The 23,120-nt window shown below is 56.7% G+C and carries 27 protein-coding genes; 16 read left to right on the top strand and 11 right to left on the bottom strand.

The window, feature by feature from the left end:
• Positions 1–160 precede the first annotated feature (160 nt).
• The 3 genes from copC to ACIPF8_RS00070 all read left to right on the top strand — a co-directional run bounded on the left by copC (position 161) and on the right by ACIPF8_RS00070 (position 3,240).
• Complete coding sequence (gene copC / locus ACIPF8_RS00060) at positions 161–526, top strand: copper homeostasis periplasmic binding protein CopC (RefSeq protein WP_400416282.1); 366 nt, start codon at positions 161–163, stop codon at positions 524–526.
• The gene (gene copD, locus ACIPF8_RS00065) at positions 523–1,407 is read left to right on the top strand and encodes a copper homeostasis membrane protein CopD (RefSeq protein ID WP_400416284.1); all 885 of its coding nucleotides are present in this window, start codon (positions 523–525) and stop codon (positions 1,405–1,407) included. Before copC ends, copD begins: the two co-directional genes overlap by 4 nt.
• Positions 1,408–1,701: 294 nt before the next feature.
• Positions 1,702–3,240 carry an FAD-dependent monooxygenase gene (locus ACIPF8_RS00070; RefSeq protein WP_400416287.1) on the top strand — a complete coding sequence of 513 codons (1,539 nt, stop codon included), beginning with the start codon at positions 1,702–1,704 and terminating at the stop codon, positions 3,238–3,240.
• Here the strand turns inward: ACIPF8_RS00070 and ACIPF8_RS00075 are convergent.
• Genes ACIPF8_RS00075 through ACIPF8_RS00085 form a run of 3 tightly spaced genes read right to left on the bottom strand, consistent with a single transcriptional unit; the run spans position 3,209 to position 4,729 of the window.
• Positions 3,209–3,640: a carboxymuconolactone decarboxylase family protein gene (locus tag ACIPF8_RS00075; protein ID WP_400416289.1), complete on the bottom strand. Its 432-nt coding sequence runs from the start codon at positions 3,638–3,640 to the stop codon at positions 3,209–3,211. The two genes, ACIPF8_RS00070 and ACIPF8_RS00075, sit on opposite strands and share 32 nt — an antisense overlap.
• 25 nt (positions 3,641–3,665) lie before the next feature.
• Positions 3,666–4,286, bottom strand: coding sequence for an FMN-dependent NADH-azoreductase (locus ACIPF8_RS00080; protein ID WP_400416291.1), 621 nt, complete (start codon positions 4,284–4,286; stop codon positions 3,666–3,668).
• Positions 4,283–4,729, bottom strand: coding sequence for a GNAT family N-acetyltransferase (locus ACIPF8_RS00085; RefSeq protein WP_400416293.1), 447 nt, complete (start codon positions 4,727–4,729; stop codon positions 4,283–4,285). Before ACIPF8_RS00085 ends, ACIPF8_RS00080 begins: the two co-directional genes overlap by 4 nt.
• Before the next feature lie 92 nt (positions 4,730–4,821).
• Here ACIPF8_RS00085 and ACIPF8_RS00090 point away from each other — a divergent pair, with 92 nt between their 5' ends.
• Positions 4,822–6,222 carry a PLP-dependent aminotransferase family protein gene (locus ACIPF8_RS00090; RefSeq protein ID WP_400416295.1) on the top strand — a complete coding sequence of 467 codons (1,401 nt, stop codon included), beginning with the start codon at positions 4,822–4,824 and terminating at the stop codon, positions 6,220–6,222.
• Positions 6,223–6,440: 218 nt separating this feature from the next.
• On the opposite strand, the gene ACIPF8_RS00095 is transcribed toward ACIPF8_RS00090, so the two are convergent.
• The 3 genes from ACIPF8_RS00095 to ACIPF8_RS00105 all read right to left on the bottom strand — a co-directional run bounded on the left by ACIPF8_RS00095 (position 6,441) and on the right by ACIPF8_RS00105 (position 10,196).
• Positions 6,441–7,118 carry a methyltransferase family protein gene (locus tag ACIPF8_RS00095; protein ID WP_400416297.1) on the bottom strand — a complete coding sequence of 226 codons (678 nt, stop codon included), beginning with the start codon at positions 7,116–7,118 and terminating at the stop codon, positions 6,441–6,443.
• Between the two features lie 116 nt (positions 7,119–7,234).
• Positions 7,235–8,581 carry a serine hydrolase domain-containing protein gene (locus tag ACIPF8_RS00100; RefSeq protein ID WP_400416299.1) on the bottom strand — a complete coding sequence of 449 codons (1,347 nt, stop codon included), beginning with the start codon at positions 8,579–8,581 and terminating at the stop codon, positions 7,235–7,237.
• A 133-nt stretch (positions 8,582–8,714) separates the two neighbouring features.
• Positions 8,715–10,196, bottom strand: a complete 1,482-nt coding sequence (locus tag ACIPF8_RS00105) for a S41 family peptidase (protein ID WP_400416301.1) — start codon at positions 10,194–10,196, stop codon at positions 8,715–8,717.
• Positions 10,197–10,331: 135 nt separating this feature from the next.
• On the opposite strand from ACIPF8_RS00105, the gene ACIPF8_RS00110 reads away from it, so the two are divergent.
• The 4 genes from ACIPF8_RS00110 to ACIPF8_RS00125 all read left to right on the top strand — a co-directional run bounded on the left by ACIPF8_RS00110 (position 10,332) and on the right by ACIPF8_RS00125 (position 11,967).
• Positions 10,332–10,562: a hypothetical protein gene (locus tag ACIPF8_RS00110; RefSeq protein ID WP_400416303.1), complete on the top strand. Its 231-nt coding sequence runs from the start codon at positions 10,332–10,334 to the stop codon at positions 10,560–10,562.
• Positions 10,563–10,617: 55 nt separating this feature from the next.
• Positions 10,618–11,307: an aspartate/glutamate racemase family protein gene (locus ACIPF8_RS00115; protein ID WP_400416305.1), complete on the top strand. Its 690-nt coding sequence runs from the start codon at positions 10,618–10,620 to the stop codon at positions 11,305–11,307.
• A gap of 33 nt (positions 11,308–11,340) precedes the next feature.
• Positions 11,341–11,670, top strand: a complete 330-nt coding sequence (locus ACIPF8_RS00120) for a DHCW motif cupin fold protein (RefSeq protein WP_400416307.1) — start codon at positions 11,341–11,343, stop codon at positions 11,668–11,670.
• 93 nt (positions 11,671–11,763) lie between these two features.
• Entirely contained in the window at positions 11,764–11,967 is a 204-nt protein-coding gene (locus ACIPF8_RS00125; protein ID WP_400416309.1) for a Flp family type IVb pilin, read from the top strand.
• Positions 11,968–12,079: 112 nt separating this feature from the next.
• Here ACIPF8_RS00125 and pssA read toward each other — a convergent pair whose 3' ends face one another.
• Together pssA and ACIPF8_RS00135 are read right to left on the bottom strand one after the other, a co-directional pair.
• Complete coding sequence (gene pssA / locus ACIPF8_RS00130; protein WP_400416311.1) at positions 12,080–12,697, bottom strand: CDP-diacylglycerol--serine O-phosphatidyltransferase; 618 nt, start codon at positions 12,695–12,697, stop codon at positions 12,080–12,082.
• Between the two features lie 134 nt (positions 12,698–12,831).
• Positions 12,832–13,746: a LysR family transcriptional regulator gene (locus tag ACIPF8_RS00135; RefSeq protein WP_400416313.1), complete on the bottom strand. Its 915-nt coding sequence runs from the start codon at positions 13,744–13,746 to the stop codon at positions 12,832–12,834.
• Between the two features lie 122 nt (positions 13,747–13,868).
• Between ACIPF8_RS00135 and ACIPF8_RS00140 the strand changes: the two genes are divergently transcribed.
• Positions 13,869–14,741: a pirin family protein gene (locus ACIPF8_RS00140; protein ID WP_400416315.1), complete on the top strand. Its 873-nt coding sequence runs from the start codon at positions 13,869–13,871 to the stop codon at positions 14,739–14,741.
• 71 nt (positions 14,742–14,812) lie between these two features.
• On the opposite strand, the gene ACIPF8_RS00145 is transcribed toward ACIPF8_RS00140, so the two are convergent.
• Positions 14,813–15,430: an NUDIX domain-containing protein gene (locus tag ACIPF8_RS00145; RefSeq protein ID WP_400416316.1), complete on the bottom strand. Its 618-nt coding sequence runs from the start codon at positions 15,428–15,430 to the stop codon at positions 14,813–14,815.
• 98 nt (positions 15,431–15,528) lie between these two features.
• On the opposite strand from ACIPF8_RS00145, the gene ACIPF8_RS00150 reads away from it, so the two are divergent.
• Both ACIPF8_RS00150 and ACIPF8_RS00155 read left to right on the top strand, forming a co-directional pair.
• Positions 15,529–16,284, top strand: a complete 756-nt coding sequence (locus tag ACIPF8_RS00150; protein ID WP_400416317.1) for a DeoR/GlpR family DNA-binding transcription regulator — start codon at positions 15,529–15,531, stop codon at positions 16,282–16,284.
• Positions 16,285–16,502: 218 nt separating this feature from the next.
• Positions 16,503–16,787 (top strand): hypothetical protein, encoded by a 285-nt coding sequence (locus ACIPF8_RS00155; protein WP_400416319.1) that lies wholly within the window; start codon positions 16,503–16,505, stop codon positions 16,785–16,787.
• 148 nt (positions 16,788–16,935) lie between these two features.
• Here ACIPF8_RS00155 and ACIPF8_RS00160 read toward each other — a convergent pair whose 3' ends face one another.
• Entirely contained in the window at positions 16,936–17,142 is a 207-nt protein-coding gene (locus ACIPF8_RS00160; RefSeq protein ID WP_400416321.1) for a cold-shock protein, read from the bottom strand.
• A gap of 430 nt (positions 17,143–17,572) precedes the next feature.
• The gene (locus tag ACIPF8_RS00165) at positions 17,573–17,968 is read right to left on the bottom strand and encodes a hypothetical protein (RefSeq protein WP_400416323.1); all 396 of its coding nucleotides are present in this window, start codon (positions 17,966–17,968) and stop codon (positions 17,573–17,575) included.
• Between the two features lie 466 nt (positions 17,969–18,434).
• Here ACIPF8_RS00165 and thrS point away from each other — a divergent pair, with 466 nt between their 5' ends.
• The 5 genes from thrS (at position 18,435) to pheS (ending at position 22,993) form a co-directional block, all read left to right on the top strand.
• Positions 18,435–20,342: a threonine--tRNA ligase gene (gene thrS, locus ACIPF8_RS00170; RefSeq protein WP_400416324.1), complete on the top strand. Its 1,908-nt coding sequence runs from the start codon at positions 18,435–18,437 to the stop codon at positions 20,340–20,342.
• Positions 20,343–20,402: 60 nt separating this feature from the next.
• A complete protein-coding gene (gene infC / locus ACIPF8_RS00175) occupies positions 20,403–20,927 on the top strand; it encodes a translation initiation factor IF-3 (protein ID WP_081992442.1) in 525 nt (174 codons plus the stop codon).
• A 257-nt stretch (positions 20,928–21,184) separates the two neighbouring features.
• On the top strand, positions 21,185–21,382 hold the full coding sequence (rpmI, locus tag ACIPF8_RS00180; RefSeq protein WP_061533856.1) for a 50S ribosomal protein L35: 198 nt from the start codon (positions 21,185–21,187) through the stop codon (positions 21,380–21,382).
• Between the two features lie 23 nt (positions 21,383–21,405).
• Complete coding sequence (gene rplT / locus ACIPF8_RS00185) at positions 21,406–21,765, top strand: 50S ribosomal protein L20 (protein WP_061533855.1); 360 nt, start codon at positions 21,406–21,408, stop codon at positions 21,763–21,765.
• A 211-nt stretch (positions 21,766–21,976) separates the two neighbouring features.
• Complete coding sequence (pheS, locus tag ACIPF8_RS00190; protein ID WP_061537297.1) at positions 21,977–22,993, top strand: phenylalanine--tRNA ligase subunit alpha; 1,017 nt, start codon at positions 21,977–21,979, stop codon at positions 22,991–22,993.
• Positions 22,994–23,120: the final 127 nt, after the last annotated feature.

Consider the following 23,120-nt stretch of genomic DNA (forward strand, 5'->3'; position numbering starts at 1 on the left):
GTCTCCCGCGTTCGCGGAATCGGTTCACCTCAATAAGATCCCTAAGAAACTACGTCTTTTCGGCCGCCGTTCGCTTTATTAAGAGGATTGCATCCAAGGATTTGCCCCAGCTTTTCCCCGGAGTGGGGTATTCTGTTTTTTTCTTGAGGGAGAGTACGTCATGACACGTCGCATACACTGGGTGTTTCTGGTCCTGATGACCTGTTTTTTCATGTCAGGCCAAGCCTGGGCACATGCTCATCTGAAAGCTGCACAACCTGCTGACAAGGCCGTAGTTTCCTCTATCTCGGATATTGAGCTTACCTTCTCCGAAGGTCTTAGCCTGAAATTTAGCGGAATCAAGGTGACTGGTCCAGGCAAGCAAGAGGTTGCGCTTGGTGAAGCCATGCTGATGGATGAAGGAAAAACGTTAATGATTCCGGTGTCGAGCAAGTTGCAGCCCGGCTCCTATACGGTTGATTGGCATGCACTGTCGGTCGACGGCCACAAGACAAACGGCTCCTATAGCTTTGTCGTTTCGCCTTGAGTTCACCGCAGTTCTGGCTTTTTCTCTGTCGCTTTGTATTCGATGGAGCGACAATGCTCCTCTGGGGATCCGCCATCTTTCTTTGCACCTTGGTTCCGCATGGTCTGAGATGGCAATTGTGGGCGCGTGCGGCTGTATTGAGGCGTAGTGCGGTCTTCTCTCTTACTCTCGCATCGCTTCTTTCCTTGCCCGTGCATACGGCCATCATCGGTGATGGCTGGAGGGATGCGGTGCGCTTCGACATGCTGTACAGCGTCGCAACTGAGACGACGATAGGGACAGCATGGTTGTGTCAAATGGCAGGGATCGCCTTGCTTATGTGCCTGATTAGGGCATCCGAATCGCTCGTTATCCAGGGGACAGCGCTCACTGGCGCATTACTGCTTGCAAGCCTTGCCATTACCGGCCATGCCGCGATGGGAGAGGGTATCTATAATCGCCTGCACCAAGCCAATGACATCATTCATCTTCTGACGGCGGGTGCCTGGCTAGGCGCGCTGCCGATTGTGTTGATGCTGCTTCCTTGCCTAACGATTCCTGGCACGGCTTCTGATGCAAAAAAAGCACTAATGCGTTTTTCAACCGGTGGACATGTCGTTGTGGTGACGGTGATGTTGACTGGTATTGTCAGCACCTTGCTTATCCTTGATGGGCTGCCGCTTGATTGGGCTTACCCCTATCAACGTTTATTGGCGAGCAAAATTCTGATAGTGGTTGGAATGGCGCTTCTGGCCATTTTCAATCGTTATGTCCTTGTGCCGAGAATGCGCCGTTCGACTTCTGCGATGCGATATTTTTATTGGGTAACGCTGATAGAAATAGTCTTGTCGTTTACCGCGCTCCTGCTAGTTGCTTGGCTCGGCATGCTGGATCCAAACTGATGTTCGGCATCGGTATATGTGGGCTGATCCGGATCAACTCGACCAATTGTAGGCTTCAGGAGGCGATCATATCTGCTGTTGCAAGCTGATCGTACTGGCGCTATATTACGCATGTCGGAAAAGGCCGACTTGGTTTGGTAAGCCCAAGTCCTTCCAGAAACAGAAGCTCTGTCCTTGCCTCGTGCATGAGTCCCGCGACGAACATCGGATGCTGTCCAAGCGTCCTTCGTTCGTCCGTGTGGTTCTCAACAACGATGAACTGCTCCGGTCGAACGACCTACAAAGGAGTAGTTTATGCATGATGTAGTTATTGCCGGCGCCGGCCCGGTTGGTTTGTTTCTCGCCTGCGAGCTGCGCCTCGCTGATCTTTCGGTGCTGGTGCTGGAGCAAGCCGAAGACCCCCATTCTCCCTTGAAGCAGCTCCCGTTCGGGATGCGCGGCCTTTCTGTTCCCACCATCGAAGCTTTCTACCGGCGCGGGTTGCTGGACGATCTCGCAGCATCGCAACACGCAAAAAATGCATTGGGCCGTAGCAGCGCTTCGACTCCGCATTGGATGCAACTGCCGCGCCGCTCGGGCGGCCATTTTGCCGGCATCCAGTTCTACGAAGACAATATCGACACCGCGAAGTGGCCATATCGCCTGCAAAATCCGGCAAGCGCCGGCATGGCAATCGCCATGGAGGACATTGAATCGGTCCTGGCCGTGCGCGCAAGCGCGATGGGAGTCGAGATCCGGCGCGGCTGCGGTGTCGAAGGCTTCGAGCAGTCGGATGACGGCGTCACCATCCGCGCCGGTAACGAAACGTTTCGTGGGCGCTGGCTGGTCGGATGTGATGGCGGCCGCAGCATCGTGCGCAAGGCTGGCGGCTTTGAATTCGTCGGCACTGAGCCCGAGTTCACCGGCTATTCCGTTGAGGTCGAGATGGCTGATCCGGATAAGCTCGTTCCTGGTCGCCATTACACGCCTACCGGCATGTATACCTATCAACCGCCCGGCACTGTCGCGATGGTCGATTTTGATGGCGGCGCATTCCATCGTACCCAACCGATTACGCTGGAGCATGTGCAATCGGTGTTGCGGCATATTTCCGGTACCGATGTGACCGTGACGGCTCTCAAGCTTGCGGCCACCTGGACCGATCGCGCTTTTCAGGCGACGGCATATCGTAACGGACGAGTGCTGCTTGCCGGCGATGCCGCACACGTTCATTCCCCTCTGGGTGGACAAGGCTTGAATCTCGGGTTTGGTGATGCGATGAATCTTGGCTGGAAGCTTGCGGCGACTATCCGTGGCGATGCGCCTGATGGTTTGCTCGATAGCTATTACGTCGAACGGCATCCGCTCGGATCGCAGATACTTGACTGGTCTCGCGCCCAGGTCGCAATCATGCGGCCGAGCCGGAGTTCACGCGCGCTCGAAGCCATCATGCGTGATCTCATCGAGACACGCGACGGCGCAACATATTTCGCCGAGCGCGTCTGGGGCGTGTCCCTGCGCTACGACCTGGGCGGCAGTCACCCGTTGGTCGGTCGCAGCGCTCCCGATTTCGAGCTGGTCGACGGCACAAAACTTGGCGATCACCTCAGAAACGGCAAAGGCCTTTTGTTGGACTTTGATCCTGTCAGACCACTTCAAGCGCTGGCAGAGCACTGGGTTGGTCGGGTGGTGTATCTCGCAAGTGATGCCAAGGAAAAGCTTGGCCTGAGCGCCGTGCTGCTGCGTCCCGATGGCTTCATCGCTTGGGCCAGCGACGCAGTGCCTGACCAGGCAGAAGTCATGCAAGCTGCGTCACGATGGTTTAAAGCTTCATCCCGATCGCCAGCCGGTTAAAGGCATTCATCAACGCCGCTGCCAATGTCAGATCGGAAATCTCGGTATCGGAGAAGTGCGCTTTCAACGGTTCGTATAACTCGTCTGGCGCACCTTTCTCGCTCACATAGGTGAGCGTTTCAGCCCACGCCAGGGCGGCGCGCTCGCGCTCGTTAAACAACTCGCTGATGCGCCAGCCTGCGAGGCAATCCAGCTTTTCTTGCGGCACCTTGGATTCGCGCAGGGTCTGCGAATGCTTGCCGAGGCAGAAAGAACAGCCGTTGATCTGCGAGATACGCAGATACACCAGCTCAAGCAGCGGCAAGCCTAGCGGACTCGCGGCCAGCGCCGTGTTGGTGGCGAGCAGGCCGTGGTAAGCTGCAGGCGAGAGGGAAGGGAACGGTAGTCTGAGTTGGCTCATGGTGAAACTCCTATGTAAAAAATGATCAAGCGTAAGCGGGGTTGTTGAACAGCGCTTCCAGTGACAGTCGAGCGCGGGCCTGTTCGAGCGCTGCACTGACGGCCTCTTCACCGAACACCAAACCTTGAAGATAGGTGAAGTGCAAGTTGAACAGTCCGAGGGTGTTAAGCGCGTGGCTCAGGTAGGCAGTGAGAAAATCCGGTTGCCTTGCCCGCTCGCCCTGGTGAAAACCGCCGGAACCGACCAGCACATGCACGGGGCGGTCCTTCAGCAGACCAGACTTGCCGTCGGGGCTTGAACTGAATGTCCGGTGAATGCGCAGCACGTAGTCGATCCACAACTTGAGCGCAGCGGGCAGCGTAAAGTTGTGCATCGGGGTGGCAATGAGCAGGATATCGCTACGTTCCAACTCGCCGATCAGCGCTTCGGAGACCCCGAATTCTGGCGCATCGAACGGCGTGGCAGAGGTCAGGGCACGGGCGTAATCCATACCGAGCGGTGGCAGCGGATGCGCGCCCAGGTCTCGTTCGATGAGTTCGAGCTCGGGATGGCGGTGTCGCAGGGATGCCAGCAACTCTAGCGCCAACTGGTTTGCATGGGAAACTTGCCCATTCGGGCTGGCATTGATCAGCAGCGCATTCTTCATGCCAGACTCCCGGCCCGAAGATTTTGCGTGAAGTGCATGCCGCGGGCCAGCAGCCCCTGGCGAAAATAGAAGCGTTGCGCCAACGGCATATGCAGCCCGGTGTCCAGTACGAAGTGATCGCAACTGCGCCGCACGGCTTCCTCGCGCACAGCGGCCAATAGCTTCGCTCCCACACCGCTGCGCTGAAGGTTGGGACTGACCACCAGATCATCGACGTAGATGAAACGCCCGTACAGCAGGTTTTCCAGCTCGCGGTAACCGGCCAGGCCGACCACGTGCTCACCGTCCCAAGCGGCCAGTAAACGGTAACCCTGCCCGGTCTGCCGAGCCAGTTGCGCCACATAGGTGGCAGGGTTGTCGACATGCGGCCGCAAGACGCGCATCAGGTCGAAGCTGGCTTGAAAGGCCTGCTTGTCTTCGAGGTGTTGAAGTGTGTAACTCATGTCTGTCGTCCATCGTCCGTTGTAGAGATGGCTCATCTTAGAGCTGGAATGGCTTAAACTATAGAGCCGAAAAATGCATAAACGACTAGGCCATGATTTCTCCCTTTGAGCTGGACCGCAAGCAGTCAGCGCCGATGTATCGCCAGCTTTATCAGCGCTTTCGTGAATCCATTGCCGATGGCCGCTTACGGCCGGGAGATCGGGTGCCTGCAGTGCGTGCGTTGGCAGCGGAGCTCAACCTGGCGCGTGGCACGGTGGACGCAGCCTATCAGTTACTGATTGGCGAAGGCTACTTGACGACGCGCGGGGCAGCCGGGACAGTTGTTACACCGCAATTGGCGCCCGTTTCTTCGTCCGTACTTCACGCGCCAGCTGTTTCGGCGACCTACCAAACCACCCATTCCGGAACGCTACCGCTAGCACTGCAGATGGGCCTGCCCGCGCTGGATGCCTTTCCCCGTAAGCTCTGGACAAGACTGGCTGGCCGTCAGCTGCGGCAGGCCGGCCTCGAGGGGCTCGTCTACCCGGACCCGCGAGGCCATGCCCTCTTGCGCGCGGCGATTGCGACCTACCTGGGGATTTCGCGAGGTATTACTTGCCGCCCGGAGCAGGTTTTCGTGTGTGCCGGCTATCGCGCTTGCCTGGACCTGATTAGCCACACGCTGATGCAAGAGGGTGATACCTGCTGGCTGGAAGAGCCCGGCTACTTCATGGCCAGGAACGCCTTACTGGAAGCCGGTGCACAGCTGGTGCCGGTGCCGGTGGATGAGCAGGGCATGGACGTCGCGCAGGGCATCGCCCGCTGCCCGGATGCCCGCTTTGCAGTGGTCACGCCGACCCACCAGAGCCCGCTGGGCGTATCGTTGTCATTGCCGCGTCGGTTGGCTCTACTGGACTGGGCCAATCGCCAGGGCAGCTGGATCATCGAGGACGATTACGACAGCGAGTATCGCTATCAGGGTAAGCCCTTGCCAGCCCTCAAGAGTCTCGACCAGCAGGGTCGCGTGCTCTATACCGGGACCTTCAGCAAGGTGTTGTTTCCAGGCCTGCGCCTGGCCTATCTGGTGGTGCCGGCCGAACAGAGCGACGCCTTCACCCGTCAGGCGGATCGTCTGCATAACCACTGCCCGTACCTACTTCAGGCGACCGTCGCCGCCTTCCTCAACGAGGGTCACTTCGCGCGGCATTTAAACAAGATGCGAAACCTCTACGCGCGCCGCCGTCAATGGCTGGTCGATGCGCTGCACCAGCAATTCGGCGAACGCCTGCTGATCAACCCCCAAGCAGGCGGCATGCATCTGGTGGCAGGCCTTCGCGAAGGTGATGATGTCGAGCTCGCTCAACGCGCCAGGACTGTTGGCATCGCCGTCGAGCCGCTGTCGCAGTGGTACCTGGAAGCCAAGCCCAGGCATGGCTTGGTGATTGGATTCACGAACATAGAAAGTGCCGAACAGGCGTCGGCGGTGGCGCTTCGATTGGCTCAAATCATTTAAGGTCGTGGATGCCCAAAACGATATGACTAATCTGGCCGGCTCCAATGTGCAGATGGGGCATCGTTGCGAAGGTCCCCACGTTGATATTGAACGTAAGAACTTGCAGTGGCAGCAACCATCAGGATGATTGCTATTACGTTCCAAAGTGCCGATTTCATGTCTGCCACTCCGTGTCCTGTCGGAAGTCCCATGTTACGCCTTCCCGACTTTAACGGTGACTACCAAATAAAGGGCAGCAGCCGGTAAGGCACCTTTTCGCAATAGTCTGCATATCCGGCCAAGTTCTTTCGCAGGAATTTTTCTTCATCCAGAAGCCGCCATACCAGTACCGGCATGACAAACACGAGCATCAACAAGCCCCACCATGCGCCAAGCGCGAGCGGGATGCCTGCGAGCAGCGGCAGCGCTCCGGCGTACATGGGATGTCTCACCAGCGCGTACGGTCCGGTCGAGATGACCTGTTGACCCTCGGCGATTTGAATTGTCGAGGCGGCGTAGGTGTTGGCCTTGAGCACGACGAAGAATGCGAGGAAGCTGACGATGATGAATGCATCTCCCGCCAGGGAGATATAGGCCGGTACTGGAGACCAGCCGAAGCGGTGATCCAACGCTGGAAAAACCAGCATTGCAACGAAGCCCGTTAGCGCAATAAAGATGACGATCTTTTGAGTCGGCTCTTTTTCTGCTCGCGGCCCGGCGTTCATGCGTCGTTCGAGCAGTTTGGGATCGTGGATGGCAAGGTAGGCGGTGATTGATGCTGAGGCGCCGACAAAGACGAGCATGAACAACCATCCTTGCCAATAGTCGAACGTCCCGGCCGGAATAAAAAGCAGGGCAGCCAAGGCGATGGTGCCAAGAAGACTTGATCGAAGTGCTCGACTGTTCAGGCTGTTCATGCCGCAATCCATGTCGGTAGTGTCGCGTTGTGTCAGCTTACTACATACGGATTTAAGCGTTGCTCGGGCGGCGTTTCGTGTTTCCGGTCTGTCAGGTCAGCGATGCTATTGATGTCTCACTGAGGCATCGACATCAAATGCTGGGCGAGCGCTTGAAAGGCCGGCAGCGTGGTCGGATCGTTGGCGGCGTTGCCGGCTTGCGGATGCGAGGCGTAGCGCACGATGACCATCTCGGCTTTGGGATCGATGTAGATGCTTTGGCCATGCACGCCGCGCGCGGCGAAGGCGCCGTCGGCATTGTGGGTGACCCACCACATGTCGCGATAGCTCCAGCCTTGCAGGAGTTTGTAACCGGCCTTGGCGAAGGCGGTCTTGTCGCCGCCGCGGCGAATGTCGTCGACTGCTGCCTTCGGCACGATTTGCTGGCCGTTGAAGCGGCCGCCGTTGCGTAGCATCTCGCCAAAGCGCGCCAGGTCGCGCAGGCCGGTATTCAGGCCGCCGCCGGCAAATGGCGTGCCGATCGAGTCCACCGTCATGTATGCGTCCTGTTCTGCGCCGAGGCGGCTCCAGATGCGTTCAGACAGCAACTCGGCGACGTTGCGCCCGGTTGCGCGCGCGATGACCCAGCCCAGTACGTCGGTATTGACGGTCTTGTAGCCGAAAGCGTCGCCGTGCTGTCCTTGCGGCTGCACGGTCTGGAGAAATTCGTAATAGCTGCGCGGGCCGCTGTAGTCCTTGGGTTTGGGGAGTGGACTGCCGGCTTGGGCGTGGGCCCAGACTTCGGCGTTCGGGTCTGCGTAGTCTTCGCTGTATTTGAGTGCGGTCGTCATGTCCAGCACCTGGCGCACGGTGGCATCGCCGAATGCGGATTTGGCCAGTTCCGGTACGTAATCGGCCACGTGCTTGGCGGGATCGAGGCTGCCGTCCGCCACCAGCATCGCGCCCAGCGTGCCGATCACCGATTTTGTGACCGACATTGCCGCGTGTTGGCCGTTTTCTTTCAGCGAACCGAAGTAGCGTTCATAGACGATGCGGCCGCGATGCAGGACGACGATGCCGTCGGTGTAATTGGCTGCCAACGACTGTTCCCAATTCATTGGCGTGGTGGCGCCGATGGGCGTGAAACGTATCGCATCGATGTCGCTCCGCAGCGCGCGTGGCAGCGCTACCGGATCGCCCAGTCCACGCGAGACGTTGATCGTAGGCATGAGCTGGCGGAAGTTCGATACGCTCCAACGCAGGGCAGGAAAACGGAAGTAGCTGCCATCGTCAAAGCGCAGTGTGCGATCCGCGGGCGGCGGCGAGCCGACCATCCACCCCAGTTTGACCGGGTCGCTGGCTGCGGCGTCAAGGGCAGAAGGGGCGGCGCTATCTGTAGCCTGCGCATTGCTTACTGCGGCACTCAGCGCGAGCGCCAGGCTTGTAGCGACAAATGTCGAGCAGGTCGCGGATAGATATTTCATGGCTTGGAACCCCTAAAAAGCAGGAAAATTCACGGATCATTGGCATTTACTTTACAGCAATTGTCGAATTTGCACGTAGATGATCTTCCTGTCGAGCGGGGTGTTTCGCGCAGATCGCTCGTAAATGCCTTTGCTACTGGTCGAGTTTTACGCACATGGGCTGCGCCGGCATGAGCTTTGGACTCACGCCCATTTCCTGCACGGGTTTTCCTGCCAGCGCGTTGAGCGCTTGCTGCAGTTGCCAATCCTTGTTGCTGCCAAATTCCTTTTGCGGCAACGGTGCACTCTTGGCCGTATCCAGCTTGGCTTGGGCGCGCTGGTCACGCAGGCGCTGACGTTCTTTGCGCACGTCGGCAAAGGGATCGGGCGACAGCTTGCTGGCATAAGCCGGGCGCGGAATGTCTACCTCGCGGTAACCCAGCAGGATGCCGCTCATGTCGGCGTTTTTACGCTGCGGTACGATCCAGTCGGGCACCACGCCATAACCTTCCATCGGACAGCCGTTCGGACGCAAGTTACGTGCATTGGTCCACACCAGGTAGGTGTCGTCGCGCGTGGCGGTACCGGTTTGCGCCATGCCCTTGCCATAGGTTGGCATGCCCAGCAGTTTGGCGCGGCCTAGATCTTTCAGCGCGGCGGCGGTGGCCTCCGCCGCCGAGGCGCTTTGACCGTCGACCAGTACGATGAGCGGCACCTTGCGCCACCAGTCGTCCGCTTGCAGCGGTGCGAGCGGATCCTGGCCGCGCATCACCGGCAGTTCGTAATCGGGCCAATTGGTGGTGATGCGATGCTGTACCTTGTCATCGCGTTGCAGCGTGACCATGGCTGTCTTGTCGCGCCCTGTGAATAGCGCCGTGATGCCGATCGCGGCGTTGAGCGCGCCGCCGCCGTTGATGCGCAAATCGAGGATGACAGCCTTGATGGGCGCTCCTTTTTTGCGCTCCGCCTGCACTGTATCGATATAGTCGCCGATGGAGGGTTCGGGGAAACTGGCGAGCCGGGTGTACAGCACGTCGCCGTCGAGACGTTTGGCAGTTGCCGGGCGTGGCTTGATGATGGCGCGCACCAGCGTGAGCTCCAGCCGTTGCTGCGGTTTGCCGCGCAGTAGCGTGATCTTGAGCGGCGCTCCAACTTCGCCTTTGGCGTACTTGGCAATCTCGGTGTTATCGACGCCGATCAGGCTGTTGTCGTCCATGGCGATCACCTGGTCGCCGCTGCGCACTCCGGCCTGCGCCGCGGGCGCGTCTGGCACGACGTCGATAATATGCAAGCCGTCGGGCCTGGTCTCAAAAATGATACCGATGCCCGGCGCGCCATTACGCACGCGTTCGTCTTCCTTGGCGCGTTCTTGCTGCTCTTTCGCATTGCGAAAATTGGCATAAGGCAGTGTTCTGACGCCCAGGCGTATGGTTTCATCGAGAAAGGCGGGTACGTCAATTTCGGTGATGTGGTCTTTCTTGAGCACATCCACCACTGATTTGAGTTCGCAGATTTGCGGCTCCCAGTCAGGAGGACATGGCGAACTCTCGGCCGCGTTGGCCGAACTGCAGAGACTGGAGGCAATGAGTACGAGCGGCGCTAACAGTTTTACCGGCGTGGACCAATGATCGATCATGACTTCCCCTTGCAGATTGACGTGCAACTCTATCAGTCTCCTGGCGCGGCGAACAATAGTTTTACGTCTGACAGGATGTTGTCAGCGCGAGTTTCGCACATGGTAGGATTGTTCCTCATGTGAAGGAGATGTACTGTGAGTGAAGAAAAGAGCTATCCGTACAAGGGGCAAGCGGTGATTCCGCGGCTGGAAAAGCAGGGCAACGGAAAGTACGCCGCATGCTTTACGATTCATGCCGGTAAAGACAGCGCCGGCGAAATTCGCTACACGCGCGACGTGCCGACCATCGAATTCGATTCCGAAGACGAGGCGCTTGGCTACATCCTGGATTTTTCGGGTGACTGGATTGACCAAAATCCTGTTTAGGAACGTTGTTCAGCTTGTTTGATATTAGTGTGCGGTTTATTGCGAAACTCAAATCATGCCTCTACACATAGGTATCGTTGCCTGTTCAGCCGAAGGCGCAGCATTGTGCTATCGGACCATCTGCGCCGAGGGCGCGCAATTTTTCGGCGCGCACGGGCATCCGGAAATTTCGATGCATACGCCATCGCTTTCCGATTACATGGATTGCATCTACCGCGACGATTGGCCAGGTGTGGGCGAGTTGATGCTTGCGTCGGCCGAAAAACTTGCGAAAATCGGCGCCGATTTCCTGATTTGTCCGGATAACACCATCCACCAGGCGCTGCCTTACATTGCGTCGCGCTCCCCGTTGCCTTGGTTGCACATCGCCGAAGTTGTCGCGGCGCACGCGGCGCAGCGCGGGTACAAACGCCTTGGTTTGACCGGAACGCGTTATCTGGTCGACAGCGAGACGTATCCGGAGAAACTGGCAGCGCTCGGCCTGGAGTACGTGCGGCCGGATGTCGCTGATCGGGACGGGATCAACCGCATCATCATGGATGAGTTGGTCTACGGCGAATTCAAGCCCGAAGCGGTGGCTTACTTCCAGCAAGTGATCGGGCGATTGAAGGATGCAGGCTGCGATGCCGTGGTGCTCGGCTGTACCGAGATACCGTTGATCATCAACGAAGCGAATTCGCCGCTGGCGACGCTCGACTCCACGCGTTTGCTGGCCCGGGCTGCCTTGCGGCGAGCCGGAGCTTGACCCATTCAATCAATAGTCAACAAAGGACAGACCATGCAGATGACGGATATACCGTTCGGCACGACGGATTGGGCAACGATCGAACGCACCGAGCACAAGGGGGAGAGCGGCATTGCCTACTGGCAGACCCGGCATTTCGGCGCCATTCGGGTAAGAGTTGTCGAGTACACGCCCGGTTATCTGGCAGATCATTGGTGCAGCAAAGGACATATCCTGTTTTGCACCGAGGGCGAACTGCACACTGAACTGGAAGATGGCCGCAAGTTTGTGCTCAAACCTGGCATGAGCTATCAGGTCGCCGACGGAGCTGAGCCGCATCGATCGTTTACTGCGAGCGGGGCAAAGTTGTTTGTAGTGGATTAGGGCTGAAAAATTTATCTTGAGCTAATTTTTCAGCAGGACTATGCTGATGTCGCTGCTTCTTCAATTCGACGATTTCTTGTTCGGGAGATCACAATGAACGCCAGGCTGATGCAATTTCTGCGGGATGAGGACGGCATTACTGCAATCGAATACGGCATCATCGGAGGGCTGATTGTGGTGGCGCTGTTTGTGGCAGTCGGATTCCTGACCGGATCTGATAACACCAGCGGTTTGAAGGGGATATACAACGCCCTCGGGACGAAGCTGACGAGCGTCGGCACAGCGGTTGGTTCATGAGCGCGCGGTGGTGGCGCGCGCTGAACTTTCAACGGTCAACGCAACGCGCTTTACGCCTAATCTTCGGATTGCGTCCGTAACCATCTCATGCGTGATCCCCTTTCCTTGAACGTTACAGTTTTGGGATGCGGATACGACTCACCATCAAGGCTCCCGACGCAGCAAACATCAAGACCAAAGGATGGAATTGAAAGCCTGCGACATACACCACGCCAAACCATAATTGCTCGCCCAATGCGCCATGCCATGCGGCGGCAGCGAGCACCATCACCAGCGCCAGCGATGTCGGGATTGGCGTGCCTTCAAAGTATTTCACCTTGTCGCCGCCATCGGACAATTTCTCGGAAGTGACGTTATAGCGCGCCAGGCGCGACACGCCGCAGGCGACAAAAAACACCAGGATGATCCGATCCACCAGGCCCTGCATGCCGCAGCCGTAGGCGATGATGGCAGGCGCCACGCCGAATGAAATGACGTCGGCCAGCGAATCCAGTTCGCGCCCCATGGCCGAACTTTGTGCGCGCCAGCGCGCAATACGGCCGTCGAGCACATCAAATATCAGCGCGATTGGAATCAAGCCGCATGCCAGGAAAATATGCAGCACTTCGCGCGTTTGCAGATAGGTCATCACGGAAAACAAGGAGCCGACGCCGCAAAAGGCGTTACTGAGCGTGAACCAATCGGCGAGGTGGAACTCGCGAATCATCGAAAAAGGCTTGGGTTTGGTCATTGAATCAATCCGGGGATTTTTGAATAAATAAGGTGAAAAAAGCGAAATACAGTGGCCGAATTTATCACATCACGTAAGGGCAGCGGCAAACAAGGTGTCGATGGAACGTAGTTTTTCGGTGGCGTTCTTGCACTCTAAGGTGGGCAGTCTTCGTTCAATACCTTGAAGCGCTGCGCAAGATAATCGATCAAGGTACGGACCGACGGCAACAGGCCGCGCCGCGATGGAAATACGGCATGGATGATTTCCGGTCGCGGTTGCCAGTCCGGCAGCAAGCGTATCAGCCGGCCTTGGGTGAGTTGATCCTGGATCATCATGGTCGGCAACTGCACGATGCCGACACCGGCCACGGCGGCATCGCGCAAGCCGATCATGTCGCCGGTGACGAAGCGCGGAGTGTGCGGCAGCATGGCCTGCGCACCATTCGGTCCGTACAGATTCCAGGCATGGCTTTGTTGCGGAGTGCCCAGTGCCAGGCTCGGCCAATCCGCCAGGTCGGCCGGCGTCTGCGGCTGGTCGCGTCCGGAAAGGAGAAGCGGACTGGCGACCAGGCATTGGCCGCGCTCGGCCAGCACGCGCATGACTAGCTCGCTGTCTGGCAGTGGCGGTGGTCGCACGCGGATGGCGATGTCATATCCTTCGCCGACCAGGTCGACACGGCGATTGCTGGCTTCCAGCTGCACGTTGACATGCGGATAGTCGACCATGAAATCGGCCAGCATCGTGCTGACGTTCGCGTGCAGCAGCGCAATCGGACAACTGATGCGGACGATGCCGCGCGGCTCTGCGCGGGTGACCTCAATCGCTTCTTGCGCGGCGTCGGCCTCCACCAGCATGGCCTTGCAGTGCTCGTAATAAGTCTGTCCAACCTCGGTCACGGAGAAATGCCTGGTAGTACGTTGCAACAGCCGTACTCCGAGCCGCTCTTCCAGCAATGCAATGCGCCGGCTCAACTTGGATTTGGGCATGCCGAGCGCGCGTCCTGCGGGCGCAAAACCACCTTGATCGACCACCTGGACGTAATAGTAGAGATCGTTCAAATCCTGCATGGCAACTCCTATCGTTCACAAAATAGAACGCTGAATGCCAATTTTACTATCTACCGGGCTTATTGTTCCTGTCGTATTCTTATTCCTGCAGCATATTTCGAATTTTTGGCAAGGAGAAGGAAATGAAAAGAGTTCTTGGCGTCTACAGTGCACCCCGTCCACATTGGGTTGGCGACGGCTTTCCGGTTCGCTCGATGTTTTCTTATCAAAGCCACGGCAAGCAACTCAGCCCATTCCTGTTGCTTGACTACGCCGGTCCGGCCGAGTTTGGCCCTGCCGACCAGCCACGCGGCGTCGGCCAGCACCCGCACCGCGGCTTCGAAACCGTGACGATCGTCTATAAAGGCGAGGTCGCGCATCGCGACTCGACCGGGCAGGGCGGCGTGATCGGCCCAGGTGATGTGCAATGGATGACGGCAGGCGGCGGCATCTTGCACGAAGAGTTTCACTCCGAGCAGTTCACGCGTAGCGGCGGCGCTTTGGAAATGGTGCAGCTGTGGGTCAACCTGCCGGCCAAGGACAAGATGGCGGCGCCGGGTTACCAAGCGATTCGTGATCACGATATCCCGATCGTAGCGTTGCCCGACGGAGCAGGTTCGGTACGGGTGATCGCCGGTAATTTCGACGGTCATGCAGGACCGGCACACACCTTCAGCGCCATGAACGTTTGGGACCTGCGTCTGAACCAGGGCGGTATTGCCGATTTGGCGCTGCCGCAAGGCTGGACTGGCGCTGTCGTGGTGTTGCGCGGCACGGTATTGGTCAACGGCGAAACCGTCGCACGCGATGCGCAAATGGTTGTGCTGGATCGGGATGGCAGCAAGGTGTCGATCGAGGCTAATAATGATGCTGTGTTGCTGCTGCTCAGCGGCGACCCGATTGACGAACCGATCGTCGGTCACGGTCCGTTCGTGATGAACAGCAAGGAGGAAATTGCCCAGGCCATATCGGATTTCAATAACGGACGTTTCGCACAAGCTGTTCATCAGGAGTGACGGCAGTTTCCGCGCTAGCGGATAGGATGATGTTGACCGGCCGCAAAAGGGCCGGACAGCATCGTCTATTTTTATTTCTCCGGCACGATTGCATCGGTGGTTGTGCCGGCGCCAGGGAATAAATGCAGTTGCGCGTATTGCAGCAGCATGATGGTCTTGCCATCCGCAATCCGGCCATCGGCGACCATTTGCAACGCCTGCTCCAACGCCAGTTCCAGCACTTCGATATCTTCCCCTTCCTCTGCCAGGCCACCGCCGTCGCCCGCGCGCAATTTCGGCTCGTATTCAGCCACGAAAAAGTACAGTTTTTCCGTCACCGAACCTGGGCTCATGAAGGCTTCGAATATCTTGCGCACATCGGTCACGCGATAGCCGGTTTCTTCTTCAGCCTCGGCCTTGATGCGCTCCTCAGGGCTGGCCTGGTCCAGCAATCCGGCTGCGGTTTCAATCAAGAATCCGTCGTGTCCGTTGCCATAGGTCGGGAAGCGGAATTGCCGAATCAGGATCACGCTGCGGCGTTCTCGGTTGTAGAGCAAGACTGTGGCGCCATTGCCGCGATCATAGGTTTCGCGCGTCAAGGTTTGCCAGGCGCCGTCTCTGCGCTGGTAGTCGAACGTGGTTTTCTTCAGCAGGTACCAGTCATCTGACAATATCTCGACGTTATGAATTCTGACTCGCGCATCTTGCATCGTAGGTCTCCGGGGATTGCTCTGGTGGGATTGTGTTTTTTTACTTTATCATGCAATATCGTGAAATATCAAGAAAAAACATGCAAAAAGGAATGCTCATGCTGACTCGGCAACGCAAGCAACATTTGTTGGAAATCCTGCAGCAAGACGGCCAGATCGTCGCCAAATCGCTCAGCGAACAGCTCGGTTTGTCGGAGGACACGATCCGGCGCGATCTCCGTCAACTTGCTGAAGAGGGATTACTGCAACGCGTGCACGGCGGCGCATTGCCGATTTCTCCGGCGATCGGCACGTTCGCCGAACGGCAGCAGATTTCCAGCGACGCCAAGCCAGCCATCGGGCGCGCCGCTGCGGCCATGATCCAGCCGGGGCAGGTGGTGTTCGTCGATGGCGGCACCACTGCCGTGCAACTGGTGCGGCATCTGCCGCAGACGCTGAAGGCAACGATAGTCACGCACAGTCCGTCTATCGCTGTGGAGCTGGTGGAGCATCCGCATGTCGAGGTGATCATGCTCGGCGGCCGCCTGTTCAAACATTCCATCGTCGGCGTCGGTGCGGCAACAATCGAAGCGATCGGGCGCATCCGCGCCGACCTGTATTTCATGGGAGTGTGCAGTTTGCATCCGGACGCAGGCATCAGCACCGGAGATTTTGAAGAGGCATGCGTCAAGCGCGCGCTGAGCGAAGCGGCGCTGCAGACGGTGGTGCTGGCGTCGCCGGAAAAACTGGATACGGCATCGCCTTACCAGATCGCAGCGTTGAGCCAGGTGAGCGGAATTGTAGTCAACGCCGAGGTTGCGGAAACACTGATTGCGCCGTATCGAAAAATGGGAATAGCGATCACGCTCGCGTAGCCGGTTGCGCGCTATCTTGATTAGGAAAATTTGGTAGTTGTTGCCTGGTGGAATTTCCGAGGCGGCACTAATAGATCCACCATCATATGTCCGCTTTTTTCATTTGAATAGCGGGTCGTAGGGTATTTGCAACAACACAATTAAATGATGTCAAATATCGATTCTGTCGCGCGGAAAGATTTAATATCAAATCGTCTCCTGACAAAAGAGGTGCTGACATGGGATGGCTCAACAGATTGGCGACGAAGTATATTTTGACGCCGGAAAAATTGGCTGAAAATGAATTGCGCGATACGCGCCTTGCATTGTTCCAGGCGGAAAGGCAGTTGCTGGAAGCGGAGATGCGGGTTGATTACCATCGCAATGTGCTGGCCTTCCTGGAGGCTATTTCGGCGGATGGTGTAGAGAGTGTCGCAGAGAGTCAAAGGCCACAGTTTCCTTCGGCGATACAGCACTCGTTGCGTCCTGCTCCTGACCTGGCGACTTACCGCGGAGCCGCTTGAATTTTCGCGGCAGATTCACCGCGAAAATGCCGCAATAAAAAAGCCCGCAGACCGGACCCGGCTGCGAGCTTTGCTGAATCTTTCAGTGATGCCTGAACTCCGCAGCGAGCAAATCAATGCCGCTTGCCCAGGCTTTCCCAATCGTCGATTAGGTTGCTTCCTGAATGTTCGAAGCCTGTTTGCCCTTGGGGCCTTCCGTGACTTCGAATTTGACTTTTTGACCTTCCTTGAGAGTCTTGAAACCACCCATCTGGATTGCGGAAAAATGGGCGAACAAATCTTCACTACCGTCATCCGGAGTAATGAAGCCGAAGCCTTTGGAATCGTTGAACCATTTGACGGTACCTGTTGCCATGATGTTCTTTCAAATAAATGCACATTGAACTAGCCGTAGAAGCGAGAAGCTTAGATCGCGAATCCACTTGCTTACCTTGTTACTGCGAGCCATCCAGGCAGATGTTAAAGCCTGGCGTCGTGCTGGTTGGCGACCCATTCAACCACTCACCAGTTTAGACAATCCACAGATTTACACTAGTGCCAAATCTGACAGGGTCAGTTTATTTGCTTGATTTTGGGATAGAAACAACGCTATGGGTGCTGAGTTAGCGCTAACAATGCGTGATTGGTTTCGCGCTGCTGGTTGTGGCGGCTTTTAAACCGATTGCAAGGAGGAGGCGGACAGCCATTGAGGAATGAATTGCGGCTGTCGCATTGTCGATATGGGCAATCTGCCCGACTGCAGGAAGTTGCTGCAACAGGCCAACTGACCGTTGGCCTGCGTGGAATCAACGTCGATATCCGTCGTAATGGCCGCGGTCATGGTAACGGCGGTCATCGCGGCGATTATCATATCTTCCGTGGTCACCGCCGCGCTGCCAGCCGCCGCGGCGCAGTTCCCAGCCGCGTGGGCCTTGGCGCCATTCAGGGCGGCTGTACATATAGCCGCTGCGAGCACGTTCCCAATGGCCGCCGGCCCAGACGTGACGACCGCCGGCCCAGTTCCAGTAACCTGGAGCCCAGACATAGCCATAGCGCGGCGGTGGCATTGGTTCATATCGTGGAGGTGGTGGCGGTACGCCAATTGAGATGCTCACGCCGACTTGCGCCATGGCTTGGGTTGGAGCGAAGACTGCAGCGGCGCTGGCGGCGATGAGTACAGCCGCGCAGAAAATACGTTTCATATTCTTTTCTCAGTGTTGTTTGATTGGTGGCATGAACTATACATGGCATTGCCATTGTGCCAAACCAAGATGCAATCAATTACATTTTTGTGGAGATGCTTACTAATTGTGGGCTGCGGCGCGCGCGTATGTTGATTGCGCCTTAGGCAAATTAGCAACACCGCAGGTTGCGCTGCCGCTATATTGGCAGGATTTCTGGTATTATTGGTCGCATCCTGTTGCCGCCATTCCTGGTTGGTCGACGATAACCAAAATCAACATCTGTAAGAGCGAGAAAGGCATCCCGGTTATGACACCGCGAACTACCACCACAATCTGTGAGCGACACTAGTCGAGGCCTTTTTCTACCTGCATGATGAAAAAAGCGCGGCTGGTCCGCGTTTTTTTTCGTCCGCGTTTTTGTAAAGCATAGTTAACTTAATTCAATCCGGTGTCGTCCCGAGCGACCGCCGATATGGGGCTCAAAATGATAGCAGTCAAACTTCCAGATGGTTCACAGCGTCAATTCGAAGCGCCGCTGACAGTGGCGCAGGTCGCCGCAAGCATCGGCGCCGGCCTGGCCAAGGCGGCCCTGGCCGGCAAGGTCGATGGCAAGCTGGTCGATACTTCCTACTTGATCGACAAGGATGTCGAGTTGGCGATCGTGACCGACAAGGATGCGGACGGCCTGGAAGTGATCCGTCACTCGACCGCCCACTTGCTGGCATATGCGGTCAAGGAACTGTTTCCCGATGCGCAGGTGACGATCGGTCCGGTGATTGAAAACGGCTTTTACTACGATTTTTCCTACAAGCGTCCTTTCACTCCGGAAGACTTGCTGGAAATCGAAAAGAAGATGGCTGAGCTGGCCAAGAAGGATGAGCCCGTCACACGTAAAGTAGTGGCGCGCGACGAAGCGATTGCCTATTTTGAATCGATCGGCGAAGCCTACAAGGCGGAGCTGATCGGCTCGATTCCGCAAGACCAGGAAGTCTCGCTCTACACAGAAGGCAAATTCACCGACTTGTGCCGCGGCCCGCACGTGCCGTCGACTGGCAAGCTGAAAGTGTTCAAGCTGATGAAGCTGGCCGGCGCCTACTGGCGTGGCGACGCCAAGAATGAAATGCTGCAGCGCGTGTACGGCACTGCCTGGGCCAAGAAGGACGAGCAAGAAGCTTATCTGCACATGCTGGAAGAAGCGGAAAAACGCGATCACCGCAAGCTGGGTCGTGCGCTGGATCTGTTCCACTTCCAGGACGAAGCGCCGGGTTTGATTTTCTGGCATGCCAAGGGCTGGACGATTTGGCAGCAGGTCGAGCAGTTCATGCGCCGCGTCTATAACGACAATGGGTATCAGGAAGTCAAGGCGCCACAGATTCTCGATCGTTCCTTGTGGGAAAAGACTGGTCACTGGGAAAACTATCGCGAAAGCATGTTCACCACTGAATCGGAAAACCGCAGCTATGCGCTGAAGCCGATGAATTGCCCTGGCCATATCCAGATTTTCAATTCCAGCCTGCACAGCTATCGCGACCTGCCTTTGCGTTTCGGTGAATTCGGCCAATGCCACCGCAACGAGCCATCCGGCGCATTGCACGGCATGATGCGGGTGCGTGGCTTTACCCAGGATGACGGCCATATTTTCTGTACAGAAGAGCAAATTCAGGAAGAGGTTGCCATCTTCGACAAGCTGGTGCGCAAGGTCTATCTCGATTTCGGCTTTACCGAAGTGGCGGTCAAGCTGGCACTGCGTCCTGAAAAGCGGGTTGGCGAGGAAGAGGTTTGGGACAAGGCGGAAAATGCCTTGCGCGAAGCCATCCGTGCCTCCGGCGCCGAGTGGGAAGAGTTGCCGGGCGAGGGCGCCTTCTATGGTCCGAAAATCGAGTACCACCTGAAGGATTCGATCGGCCGCTCCTGGCAGTGCGGTACCATGCAAGTCGACTTTTCGATGCCGGGCCGCCTCGGTTCGGAATACGTGACTGAAGATAATGGCCGTAAAGTACCGGTCATGCTGCATCGTGCTATTGTCGGTTCGCTGGAGCGTTTTATCGGCATGTTGATCGAAAATCACGCCGGCGCGATGCCTTTGTGGCTTGCTCCTGTGCAAGTTGTTATTTTGAATATTTCCGACGCGCAAGCCGAATATGTTCAAAATGTTGCACAAACGCTGAAGAAACAAGGGTTTAGAGTAGAGACCGATTTGCGTAATGAGAAGATTACCTATAAAATACGGCAGCATTCTTTGCAGAAGCCGCCTTATATACTGGTTGTCGGTGATAAAGAGCGTGATGCAAACACAGTGGCCGTGCGAGCGCGGGGCAATGTCGATCTGGGTGTAATGCCTATCGATGTACTGGTTGAGCGCCTCAAGAACGAGGTTGAAACCAAAGCCTGAACGGGGAGACCCGGAGCGCAAGAGCACGGCTTAATTATTTGATTTTTAAAGGAAACTGCAATAGCTACGGACAAGTCACATCGCATCAACGGCGAAATTACTGCGCCAGAATTGCGCTTATCCGGTGTCGAGAATGAAGCACTCGGTATCGTCAGTCTGGCTGAGGCCTTCCGCTTGGCGGAAGAGGCAAACGTCGATCTGGTGGAAATCGCACCGACGGCCCAGCCACCGGTAGCCCGCTTGATGGACTACGGCAAGTTCAAGTACCAGGAGCAGAAGAAGGCGCACGAAGCCAAATTGAAGCAGAAGGTCATTCTGGTCAAGGAAGTCAAATTCCGTCCAGGTACCGATGATGGTGATTACAACATCAAGCTGCGCAATTTGACTCGTTTCCTGGACGAAGACGGCGACAAGGTCAAGATCACGCTGCGTTTCCGCGGTCGTGAAATGGCTCACCAAGACATCGGTATGCGCATGTTGGAACGTCTGAAAGCAGATCTGGAGCCGTACGGACAGGTCGAGCAGTGGCCGAAGATGGAAGGGCGCCAGATGATCATGATCATTGGGCCTAAGAAGAAGAAATAATAATTTGGGGACAGAGTTTAAGAGCCACCGCAGCGTGGCGAATTACTCTGTCCTCAACTGATCAAGTTTTGTGGTGGATGCCAGGTTACCTTGGCAAAACATCCAAAAAGCAGCAGGCCAGATCCCGCTGCGAAATCCAGCTGTGGTTGTTGTGCAGTTGGGTTTAAACAAGTGAGAGCAGGCATCCAAGCGCAACGAATTGTTGCCACCTGCAATCATGTTAAAAAAGGAGCTGTCCCTAGAGGACAGATAGTGTCATGCCTAAAATGAAAACGAAGAGCAGCGCCAAAAAGCGCTTCCGCGTCCGTCCGGGTGGTACTGTTAAACGCGGTCAAGCGTTCAAACGTCACATCCTGACCAAGAAAACTACCAAGAACAAACGTCAATTGCGCGGTTCCGTCGGTGTCCATGAAACAAACATGGCTTCCGTTACCCGCATGATGCCAACCGCTTAACCTCACACTATTAAGGAGTTACTATGCCTAGAGTAAAACGTGGGGTTACAGCTCGTGCCCGTCATAAAAAAGTTCTCGCCCTTGCCAAGGGTTACCGCGGTCGCCGCAGTAAAGTCTACCGTGTTGCCAAGCAAGCAGTCATGCGCGCTGGTCAATACGCATACCGTGACCGTCGTAACAAGAAGCGCGTATTCCGTGCATTGTGGATCGCCCGTATCAACGCTGCTTCCCGTGAGCATGGCGTGACATACAGCGTATTCATGAACGGCCTGAAGCGTGCTTCGATCGAGCTGGACCGTAAGGTTCTGGCTGACATGGCAGTGATGGACAAGCCAGCGTTTGCTGCGATTGTCAATCAAGTCAAGGCCAAAATCGCTGCGTAAGTTATTTGCGTAGTTTTGCCAACGCCGCGTATTTCCGCGGCCTGGCAATCCCGAGCGGGGCAGAGGTCAACACCTTGTGCCCCGTTTCTGTTTTTAATATTCTGTTTTATTTAGTCATTTGGGGACAGAGCCGCACAGACCGTGTAATTCGCCACGCTTCGCTGGCTTTTAAACTCTATTCTCAGTACTAAAAAACTAGCAGGAAAACTGCATGAACTCCCTAGAACAACTAGTAACGCAAGCCCAAGCCGATTTTGCTGCCGCAGTTGATGCCGCCGCACTGGAAAATGCGAAAGCCAAATATCTGGGCAAGACCGGCCAGATCACCGAGCAAATGAAGGGATTGGGCAAGCTGGCTGCGGATGAGCGCAAGACGCAGGGCGCAGTCATCAATCAAGCCAAGGAACAGATCGAAGCCGCGCTGAATGCGCGCCGTGACGCCTTGGCCAATGCGCAGATGCAAGAGCGCTTGAACGCAGAAGCGATCGATGTCACCTTGCCGGGCCGCGGCCGCAGCGTCGGCGGCATCCATCCGGTGATGCGCTCATGGCAGCGTATCGAAGAAATTTTCCGCTCGATCGGTTTCGATGTGGCCGATGGCCCTGAAATCGAAACCGACTGGACCAACTTTACCGCACTGAACAGCCCGGAAAATCATCCGGCGCGTTCGATGCAGGATACGTTCTACATCGACGGCAAGGATAGCGAAGGCAAGCAACTGCTGCTGCGTACCCACACCAGCCCGATGCAAGTCCGTTACGCGCGCATGAACAAGCCGCCGATCAAGGTGATCGCGCCGGGCCGCACTTATCGCGTCGACAGCGATGCCACGCACTCGCCGATGTTCCACCAGGTCGAAGGCCTGTGGATTGCCGAGGACATCAGTTTCGCCGACCTCAAGGGCGTCTACCTGAATTTCGTCAAGGCGTTCTTTGAAACCGACGATCTGCAAGTGCGCTTCCGTCCTTCGTACTTCCCGTTCACCGAGCCATCGGCCGAGATCGACATTGCCTTCGGCAGCGGTCCGCTGAAAGGCCGCTGGCTGGAAGTGTCGGGCGCCGGCCAGGTGCATCCGAACGTGGTGCGCAACATGGGCCTCGATCCCGAGCAGTTCATCGGTTTCGCGTTCGGCTCCGGTATCGAACGCTTGACCATGCTGCGTTATGGCATCAACGATCTGCGCCTGTTCTACGAAGGCGATCTGCGCTTCCTGAAACAATTTAACTAAACTGTCGCCGTTCAGCATCAACAGGAGCATCGACGTCGTCATCCCCGCGTCTGCGGGAGTGGCACAGAAGGTGTAGCTCTCTGCGGGTGCTGAATGGTCACCTAAAATCCTGATACAGGTTTTTGAA

Source organism: Collimonas sp. NPDC087041 (genome assembly GCF_044745265.1).
GTDB lineage: Bacteria > Pseudomonadota > Gammaproteobacteria > Burkholderiales > Burkholderiaceae_D > Collimonas.